The sequence below is a fragment of the Aeromonas sp. QDB34 genome (genome assembly GCF_027705405.1).
GTDB classification, from domain to species: domain Bacteria; phylum Pseudomonadota; class Gammaproteobacteria; order Enterobacterales; family Aeromonadaceae; genus Aeromonas; species Aeromonas hydrophila.
This window is the reverse complement of the sequence record NZ_JAPDBT010000006.1, coordinates 238,398-246,898: the sequence shown is the minus strand read 5'-3', so window position 1 is coordinate 246,898 and position 8,501 is coordinate 238,398. Positions and strand designations below refer to the sequence as shown.

Sequence of the window (8,501 nt, the reverse complement as noted above, 5' to 3'; positions counted from 1 at the left end):
AAGCAGAGAAAGTCGATACAGAACAGGACCTTGGAAGGCGTTTTAAATGGACTCGCCGCTTAAGGTCCTGTACATGAGCCATTATTACCTAAAAATGGGTAATGAATTTTATGTTCAAAAAAAGATTAGAAATCTTGATGTCAGGGCGGGAGGTTGACGTCCCGTTCCACAGCCCGGGACGCCACCGAAAAACGTTTATGAATTGTTAACTGGTCGCAGATTGAGTAATCAATTCGTCAATAGCCTTAGGAGAGGCCGTTTTTGCTGACGCAACTGGGGGTGGTCGGAGCCTGTTCCCGCTGTTGCCACTCCTGCTCGGTATAGGTATGCAGCGCCAATGCATGAATGGCCCCCGCCAACTCTTCGGCCAGCACCCCGTTGACCTGACGATGACGACCCAGCAGCCGCTGTCCTTCGAACGCCTGGCTTACCACCACCACCTTGAAGTGGCTCTCGGAGCCCGGCGCCACCCGGTGCATGTAGCTTTCGTTGATCACTTCCAGATGGCTGGGGGACAAGGCGGCGGCCAGCTTGGCCTCGATCTGTTGTTGCATGGTCACGAGCAAAACTCCCAAAGTGGATGTCCGGCCATTGTAGCCAGGGTTAGCCGTATGACGAAATCACCCAGAACGGGAAAATGGCACGCTTTTCCCGTTCTGCCGCAGCGGCCGGGACTGGTGAAATTCTCCGCCCCCGCTAGAATAGCGCCACTTTGCGCCCCGTCGGCGCCCGTTACATGAATCAGCTGGACACTTCGCCTATGCAAACCCTTCTCGACACGGCCCATTGTCGCCTGACCCTGTATCGCTATCCACGCCAGCTCCAGGATCCGTTGCAGGCCTGGGACGCCGCAGACGAGTACCTGATCAACACCCTGGCCGAAGATCCTCTCGAGCGCGACGGCCCGGTCATCATCATGAATGACGGCTTCGGCGCGCTGGCCGCCTATCTGCACGGCCATGCTCCCGTCAGCGTGACCGACTCTCATATCAGCGAGCGGGCCACCCTGGCCAATCTGGCCGAGAACGGCCTGGATCCCCATGCCATCCACCTGCAGGATGCACTTACCCCCCTGCCCGATGCCCCCGCGCTGGTGGTGATCAAGGTCTCCAAGTATCAGGCGCTGCTGGAGCAGCAACTGCTGGCCCTGCGCCAGGTGGCCACCCCCGCTACCCGCGTCATCGCCGCCGGCAAGGCCAAAGACATTCACAGCTCCACTCTGGCGCTGTTTGAAAAATACCTGGGGCCGACCCGCACCTCGCTGGCCTGGAAGAAGGCCCGCCTGATTCACTGCACCCCGGCGGCTACGCCTGCCGAACGGCCTGCGCTGGCCAATCCCTTTCCCACGGTCTGGCAGCTGGAGGGCACCGACATGCTCATCCACAACCACGCCAACGTGTTTTCACGCACCAGCCTGGACATCGGCGCCCGCTTCATGCTGGACAACTTGCCGATCCACAGCGCCCGCAAGGTGATCGATCTGGGTTGCGGCAACGGCGTGCTGGGGCTCTCCCTGCTGGCGCGGGACGCCGAGGTGGAGGTGACCTTCATCGACGAGTCCCACATGGCGGTCGCCTCGGCCCGGCTCAACGTCGAACACAATCTGCCGGCAGCCCTGCCCCGTGCCCACTTCTTGGTCAACAACTGTCTCGACGGCGTGGCGGTCGGCTCGGTCGACCGGATCCTCTGCAACCCGCCGTTCCACCAGTTGCAGGCGATCACCGATCATATCGCCTGGCAGATGTTCAGCGATGCCCATCGGGTGTTGCCCAAGGGCGGCGAACTCTGGATAGTAGGCAACCGTCACCTGGATTATCACAACAAGCTCAAGCGCCTGTTTGCCAACGCACAAGTCGTTGCGTCGAACAGCAAATTCGTTATTTTGAAAGCCATCAAACGCTAAACAGAAAGCTAAAGGAAACCCATGATGAAAAAGTCACTCTTGCTGCTGGCCGCCCTGATGCTGGGTGGTTGTGCGACTCACTGGCCGGAGACCGCCCTGCTCAACCCGCAGGTGATCCCTTCCAATCAGCAGTACTACTCCGGCAATCGCATCACCCTGGAAGGGGTGGACAAGCGTGAAGCCGCCTACGTCTTCTCCATCAAGAAGAAAGAGAAGGCTGCCGTGCTGGTCAACAGCGAACAGCCGCTCAACAACCTGCTGGCCGAAAAGCTGGCGGAAGGGTTGCGCAGCCAGGGGCTGGAAGTGGGCAACAGCGGAACTACCAACCTGACCCTCGCCATCTCCAGCGCCGCGGTCACGGTGGAAGAGAAGACCTTCACCTATGTCACCAAGTCCCGCGTCAGCCTGCAGGTGATCGCCGATTTCCAGGGCAGCAAGTTGACCAAGCAGTTCAACATGTCCTCCAGCAAAGAAGGCCCGGGTGAGCCGAGCATGGCCGAGCTGGAATCCATCCTGAACCAGCAGTTGGGCAGCCTGCTGCAGCAGATCATGGCGGACAACGCCCTGCGCGGTTATCTCAAGGGTCAGCCGAGCTGAGCGAGGAGCGGATAGATGAAAAAACTCTGGTTACTGGCCATGCTGATCGCCCCGCTGGCGTTCGCCGGCCCCAAGGTCAGGATGGAGACCAACCACGGCAATATCGTGGTGGAACTGGCGTCCAAACAGGCGCCGCAGACGGTGAAGAACTTCCTGCGCTACGTGGCGGATGGCAGCTATGACGGCAGCATCTTCCACCGGGTGATCCAGGACTTCGTGGTGCAGGGGGGCGGTTACAACCAGCAGTTCCAGCAACTGCCGACCTTCGACCCCGTGGTCAACGAGTCCAAGGGCGGCCTGCCCAACAAGCGCGGCAGCATCGCCATGGCCCGCACCCAGGCGGTCGACAGTGCCACTCGCCAGTTCTACTTCAACCTGGTCGACAACAACAACCTCAACGCCAATGCCGGCGCCGGTTATACCGTGTTTGGCCAGGTGGTGCAGGGCATGGAGGTGCTGGACAAGCTGGCCCAGGTGCAGACCGGTTACAGCCCGATCCTGCGTGCCAATGACGTTCCCACCAGCCCCATCATCCTGAAGAAAGTGGTGCTGCTGGCAGACAAATAACGCGGAGCGGATCACATTCCGCCACCCCGCGCGCTGGGTCGCCGGCGCCCCTTTCTATACTCTGGCCTTGCCCCGATGTTCGGGACTAGGCCCACATAGAGGAGAAGGAGGTTCCGGTGACCTGCAATGATTACATCGCCCAGCACGCCATCCCGCTGGCCCAGACGGTTCGTCACTTTCTGGCACGAGAGATCCCCTATCAACAGCTCGAAGATCTGAGCTGGCAGCTGTTGTCCCGCTGGCAGGATCTGCCCCAGGTTCCCGCAGACAAGGCCCCCGCCTCCGAGCAGGAGGGGGTATTCTGGCACCTGCTGCACAGCCTGCATCAATGGGATGAACAGCAGATCATCGCCGACGTCTGGCTGCGCCTGCAGCTGATGGAGTGCGCCAATTACCTGACCACGGACGGGCCGCTGCCGCGCCACTGCATCGGTCTGCGCCCCTGAATCGCACAACGCCACCCCCGGCTTGCCTTGGCTATCCCTCTCGAACCTGACAAAATGGCGCAATTTTCCCAGAGGAGCCAGGTATTTGAACACTGTCCGTACACCGAGCTGGCGAGACTCGCTCGCCGTCTACCTTGAGACTCGGGTTCTCATCCTGTTTGCCATGGGATTCTCTTCCGGCCTGCCGCTGCTGCTGGTGTTCGGCACCCTGTCGTTCTGGCTGCGCGAAGCGGATGTCAGCCTGACCGACATCGGCTACATGAGCTGGGTGGCGCTGGCCTACGGCTTCAAGTGGCTGTGGTCACCGCTGGTGGATCGGCTGCCGCTCCCGCTGCTCTCTCGCTGGCTGGGCCGGCGCCGCAGCTGGATGCTGTTCTCCCAGTTGCTGATCGCCGCCTCGCTGGTGGGCATGGCCTTCTGCGATCCCAAGACCCAGCTCGCCCAGCTGGCCCTGTTCGCCCTGCTGGTGGCGTTTGCCTCCGCCACTCAGGACATCGTCATCGACGCCTACCGCATCGAGTCGGCCCCCGAGCGGCTGCAGGCGGCCATGGCGGCCTCCTACATGACCGGTTACCGGCTGGCGATGATCATGGCCGGCGCCGGCGCACTGGCGCTGGCCGCCTGGCTCGGCAGCAACAGCGGTTATGACTACAACGGCTGGCGACTCACCTATCTGCTGATGGCGGGATTGATGTCCCTCGGCGTCATCACCACCCTCTGTTGTCATGAACCGGTGATCGACCTTGCCAGCCAGAATGAGCAGCAGGCGGCCCACAAGGCCTTGTTGCTCGCCCGTGGCTGGCCCGTTTCGCTGGCCGGGCTCGGCGCCTGGAGCCACGAAGCCATCTGGTGCCCGTTTGCCGACTTCTTCCGCCGCTACGGCGGCTCGGCCCTGCTGATCCTCGGGCTCATCGCCTGTTATCGCATCTCGGACGTGGTGATGGGGGTGATGTCCAACAGCTTCTACGTGGACATGCAGTTCAGCAAGACCGAGGTGGCCACCATCACCAAGGTGTACGGGGTCATCATGACCCTGGTGGGAGCCGCATTGGGTGGTGTGCTGGTGATGCGCTTTGGCACCCTGCGCATTCTGTTCCTCGGCGCCCTGCTCACCGCCAGCACCAACCTGCTGTTCGCCCTGCTCAACGAAGTGGGCCACAACCTGGAACTGCTGACCCTGATCATCTCGCTGGACAACCTCAGTGCCGGCATCGCCACGGCCGCCTTCGTGACCTATCTGTCGAGCCTGACCAACGTGGCCTTCTCCGCCACCCAGTACGCCCTGTTCAGCTCGGTCATGCTGCTGCTGCCCAAGCTGCTGGCGGGTTTTTCCGGTCGTTTCGTCGAACAGTTCGGCTACAGCAGCTTCTTCATCAGCACCAGCCTGCTCGGTATTCCGGTGCTGATCCTGATCGTGCTGGTTGCCAAACGAGGAAGACACTTGTTATCGGAATCGGATAAATAGCAAGCGTTTGCGTAAAATTGGGGGTGATTAGATTCACACTTCCGAATAAAGTTCCCCGATGCTGGTTTCTCCGATGAATTTATTTGGCTAGAATCCCTTCCGCTCCTTGTGGGCAGGCTACGGAAAACCTCAACTAACGCACAAGAGACCAATAAAATGGCCAAATTTACCAAGACTCTGATCGCTGCCGGTCTGCTGGCTGCCGCCGCTACCCCGGCCTTCGCTGCTGACTACAGCGGTGACATCCACAAGAATGACTACAAGTGGATGCAGTTCAACGTCATGCACACCATCGACCAACGTCCTTTCACCACTGGTGCTGAAGATTACAACGACACCTACTTCGAAATGGAATTCGGTGGTCGCTCCGGCCTGTTTGACCTGTACGGTTACGTCGACGTCTTCGATATCTTCGACTCCCGTCACAGCGACAAGCACAAGGGTCAGAACCTGTTCATGAAGTTTGCGCCGCGTATGTCTCTGGATGCGCTGACTGGTAAAGATCTCTCCTTTGGTCCGGTGCAAGAGGTCTACATCGCCTCCCTGAACAACATCGGCGACAACCAGATGGAGAACATGATCGGTCTGGGTGCTGATGTACAAGTGCCTTGGTTCGGCAAAGTGGGCATGAACCTGTATGCTCGCCACGCTACCGAAAACCAGTTCTTCACCGAAGAAGAGGGTGAGTGGAACGGTTACTGGTTCGCCATGAACTGGTTCAAGCCTTTCTACACCTTCAGCAACGGCAGCTTCGTCTCCTACCAGGGCTACCTGGACTACGCCTTCGATCTGGACACCCACAACCGTGCTGACCGTACCAGCGACAACCTGGCTACCTTCCACGGTATCTACTGGCACTCCGATCGCTACGCCGTCGGTTACGGCCTGAAGTACTTCATGGATGCCTACGGCACCAAAGATGGCTCCACTGCCTACGACGGTACCCCGTGGAAGAGCTCTGGCTTCAGCCACTACTTCTCCGTTACCTACAAGTTCTAATCGAACGGGTATCAGGGATACAAAAAACCGGAGCAGCTGCTCCGGTTTTTTTATGGCTTGCGGCCGGCAACAGGGGAGAGCCATGCCCTCCCCCGGCCATTATCAGTCGCGGAAATTCTGGAACTGCATCGGCTGACCCAGCTCGGCGCCACGCACCAGGGCCATGGTCTCCTGCAGATCGTCACGCTTCTTGCCGGTGACGCGCACTTCGTCACCCTGAATGGCGGCCTGTACCTTGATCTTGGAATCCTTGATCAGCTTAACCAGCTTCTTGGCGATCTCTTTGTCGATACCCTGCTTGAACTTCACGGTCAGGTGGAAGCGCTTGCCGGAGTGAACGCTGTCACCCACGTCCATGGAGCTGTTCTCGATGTTGCGCTTGAGCAGGGCAGCGCGCAGGATCTCGACCATCTGCTTGAGCTGGAAATCGGCATCGGCCTCCAGCTTGACCTCTTCCTTGTTCAATTCGAAGCTGGCTTCGACACCACGAAAATCGAAACGGGTCGCCAGTTCACGATTGGCGTTGTCGACGGCGTTCAACACCTCGTTCATTTTGACTTCAGAGACAATATCGAATGACGGCATAGTGGGCTCCTCATGTTGCGCTATAAGGGGGCAAATCTACCAGAATTACGGCAAATTTGCTGATTTCGATGGGGCTGCTCTGCTAGAATCCCCTGCGCACAGGAATGGCGAGACCCGTTAGAACCTGTTCAGGATCTGCCGCGAGAGGTCGTCCAGAAGGTAAAGTGCAGCGCAGGAACCGGCGTGTATATGAATACATCAGCTGCCGGTTGCCTATAAGCAAGTCTCATACAAACCTTGATCACGACCTCGCAGCAAGATGATGAACTCGTTTCTGGTGTCCGCCAGGCGACATCTTCACTTATCCCCGGCAGGCGGTTGACTGGAATGCAGCCCCTACCTTGATTGAGTCTCTCCATGCCAAGCGGATCACGCGATTACAACCTGACACAAAGTCGACACACCTCCTCCCCCCAATGGACCCTGCTGGGCTGCGGCGCCCTGGGCGGCGTGTTCGCCTCCCTGTTGACTCAAAGCGGCCAGGCCACTCGCGTCTTGCTGCGCGAGCGCCACCGCTCCACCCTGCACCCCGGCATCGACTTCACCTCGCTGGAAGGCCACACCCAGCTCATCAACATCGAGCGCGGTTTCATCAGCCAGCCCGGCCAAGTCAAACGGCTGCTGGTGATGACCAAGGCTGGCCAGGTCATCGAGGCGCTGACGCCGCTGGTGGGCCAGCTGGCGACCGACGTACCCATCGTGCTGCTGCACAACGGCATGGGGATCGCCGAGCAGGTAGTCACCCTGTTCCCGCACAATCCGATCATCGCCGGCGTCACCAGCCATGGCGCCATGCAGAGCGGCCACTTCGTGTTCCGCCATACCGGCAAGGGCGAAACCTGGCTCGGCCCGGTCAACGAGGCGGCCAGAGCCCACGCCGCCCTGGCTGACGATCTGGCGTCCGCCCTCGGCCAGGCCGGCTGGGATGAACAGATCCAGGCACGCCAGTGGCAGAAGCTGGCGGTCAACTGCGCCATCAACCCGCTCACCGCACTCTACAAGCTCAAGAATGGCGAGCTGGCCGGTCCGCGCTTTGCCGATGCCCTGCAGCAGATTTGCGTGGAAGTGGCGGACGTGATGCAGGCCGAAGGCCAACCAACCGGCAGCGACGAGCTGCTGCGCCGGGTCATGACGGTGGTGGAGCTCACCGCCGACAATTACTCTTCCATGTATCAGGACATGGAACAGGGGCGCGAGACCGAGATCGAGGCCATCACCGGCTTCCTGCTGGCCCGGGCCGCTTGCCACGGCATCGCGGTGCCGGTCAATCAAGGTCTCTATCAGGCCATCAAAGAGAAGCAGTGAGCCCGGCGGGCTCGCCAACGCAAGGAGCAACGGATGAGCGTACTGGTATTGGTGGCCCCCGGGTCAGAAGAGATCGAGACGGTCGCCATCGTCGATACCCTGATGCGCGGGGCCATCGAGGTGGTGCTGGCCTCCTGCTGCCCGGCCGGGCAGCGCCAGATCCGCGCCTCCCGCGGGGTGCAGCTGGTGGCGGATTGTCACCTCGACGAGCTGGCTGACCAGGAGTTCGAGGCCATCGTCGTGCCGGGCGGCCTGCCCGGCAGCGAGGTTATCCGCGATACGCCGCGCGCCATCGCCCTGCTCAAGGCGCAGGCGGCAGCGCAGCGCTGGCGGGCAGCCATCTGCGCTGCCCCTGCCGTGGTGCTGCTGCATCACGATCTGCTGGGGGATGCCAGCGCCACCTGCCATCCCGGCTTTCAGGCCCGCCTCCCTGCGGCGCAGCTCAGCACCGCGCGGGTGGTGACCGATGAGGCCCATCGCCTGATCACCAGCCAGGGGCCGGGCACCGCCATCGAGTTCGCTCTCGAGCTGGTGCGGGTGCTGCGCGGCGACGAAGCCGCCCGTGCGGTGGCCGGCCCCATGGTGTTGCCCCCCTCACTCATGCCCTGAGGGACTCTTCCTTTCGCAATGACAG

The 8,501-nt window shown here is 60.7% G+C and carries 10 protein-coding genes; 8 read left to right on the top strand and 2 right to left on the bottom strand.

The genetic code is table 11. The annotated features are described in order from the left end of the window. Positions 1 to 245: 245 nt before the first annotated feature. Complete coding sequence (locus OKC29_RS11350; RefSeq protein WP_011705060.1) at positions 246 to 554, bottom strand: BolA family protein; 309 nt, start codon at positions 552 to 554, stop codon at positions 246 to 248. 206 nt (positions 555 to 760) lie between these two features. Between OKC29_RS11350 and OKC29_RS11345 the strand changes: the two genes are divergently transcribed. The 6 genes from OKC29_RS11345 (at position 761) to OKC29_RS11320 (ending at position 5,977) form a co-directional block, all read left to right on the top strand. Then, a complete protein-coding gene (locus OKC29_RS11345) occupies positions 761 to 1,903 on the top strand; it encodes a methyltransferase (protein WP_073349189.1) in 1,143 nt (380 codons plus the stop codon). Positions 1,904 to 1,927: 24 nt separating this feature from the next. After that, complete coding sequence (locus OKC29_RS11340) at positions 1,928 to 2,500, top strand: YajG family lipoprotein (protein WP_011705058.1); 573 nt, start codon at positions 1,928 to 1,930, stop codon at positions 2,498 to 2,500. 15 nt (positions 2,501 to 2,515) lie between these two features. Continuing rightward, positions 2,516 to 3,067: a peptidylprolyl isomerase gene (locus tag OKC29_RS11335; protein WP_005303575.1), complete on the top strand. Its 552-nt coding sequence runs from the start codon at positions 2,516 to 2,518 to the stop codon at positions 3,065 to 3,067. A 116-nt stretch (positions 3,068 to 3,183) separates the two neighbouring features. Continuing rightward, positions 3,184 to 3,513, top strand: a complete 330-nt coding sequence (locus OKC29_RS11330; RefSeq protein WP_073349187.1) for a hypothetical protein — start codon at positions 3,184 to 3,186, stop codon at positions 3,511 to 3,513. A gap of 85 nt (positions 3,514 to 3,598) precedes the next feature. After that, positions 3,599 to 4,978, top strand: coding sequence for an AmpG family muropeptide MFS transporter (locus OKC29_RS11325; protein ID WP_073349185.1), 1,380 nt, complete (start codon positions 3,599 to 3,601; stop codon positions 4,976 to 4,978). Positions 4,979 to 5,134: 156 nt separating this feature from the next. Further along, the gene (locus OKC29_RS11320) at positions 5,135 to 5,977 is read left to right on the top strand and encodes a nucleoside-specific channel-forming Tsx family protein (RefSeq protein ID WP_011705056.1); all 843 of its coding nucleotides are present in this window, start codon (positions 5,135 to 5,137) and stop codon (positions 5,975 to 5,977) included. 102 nt (positions 5,978 to 6,079) lie between these two features. On the opposite strand, the gene OKC29_RS11315 is transcribed toward OKC29_RS11320, so the two are convergent. After that, positions 6,080 to 6,562: a YajQ family cyclic di-GMP-binding protein gene (locus tag OKC29_RS11315; RefSeq protein ID WP_016349839.1), complete on the bottom strand. Its 483-nt coding sequence runs from the start codon at positions 6,560 to 6,562 to the stop codon at positions 6,080 to 6,082. A 357-nt stretch (positions 6,563 to 6,919) separates the two neighbouring features. Here OKC29_RS11315 and OKC29_RS11310 point away from each other — a divergent pair, with 357 nt between their 5' ends. Together OKC29_RS11310 and OKC29_RS11305 are read left to right on the top strand one after the other, a co-directional pair. Continuing rightward, a complete protein-coding gene (locus OKC29_RS11310) occupies positions 6,920 to 7,867 on the top strand; it encodes a ketopantoate reductase family protein (protein ID WP_073349183.1) in 948 nt (315 codons plus the stop codon). Positions 7,868 to 7,900: 33 nt separating this feature from the next. After that, a complete protein-coding gene (locus tag OKC29_RS11305; protein WP_073349181.1) occupies positions 7,901 to 8,476 on the top strand; it encodes a DJ-1 family glyoxalase III in 576 nt (191 codons plus the stop codon). The last annotated feature ends 25 nt before the right edge of the window (positions 8,477 to 8,501 follow it).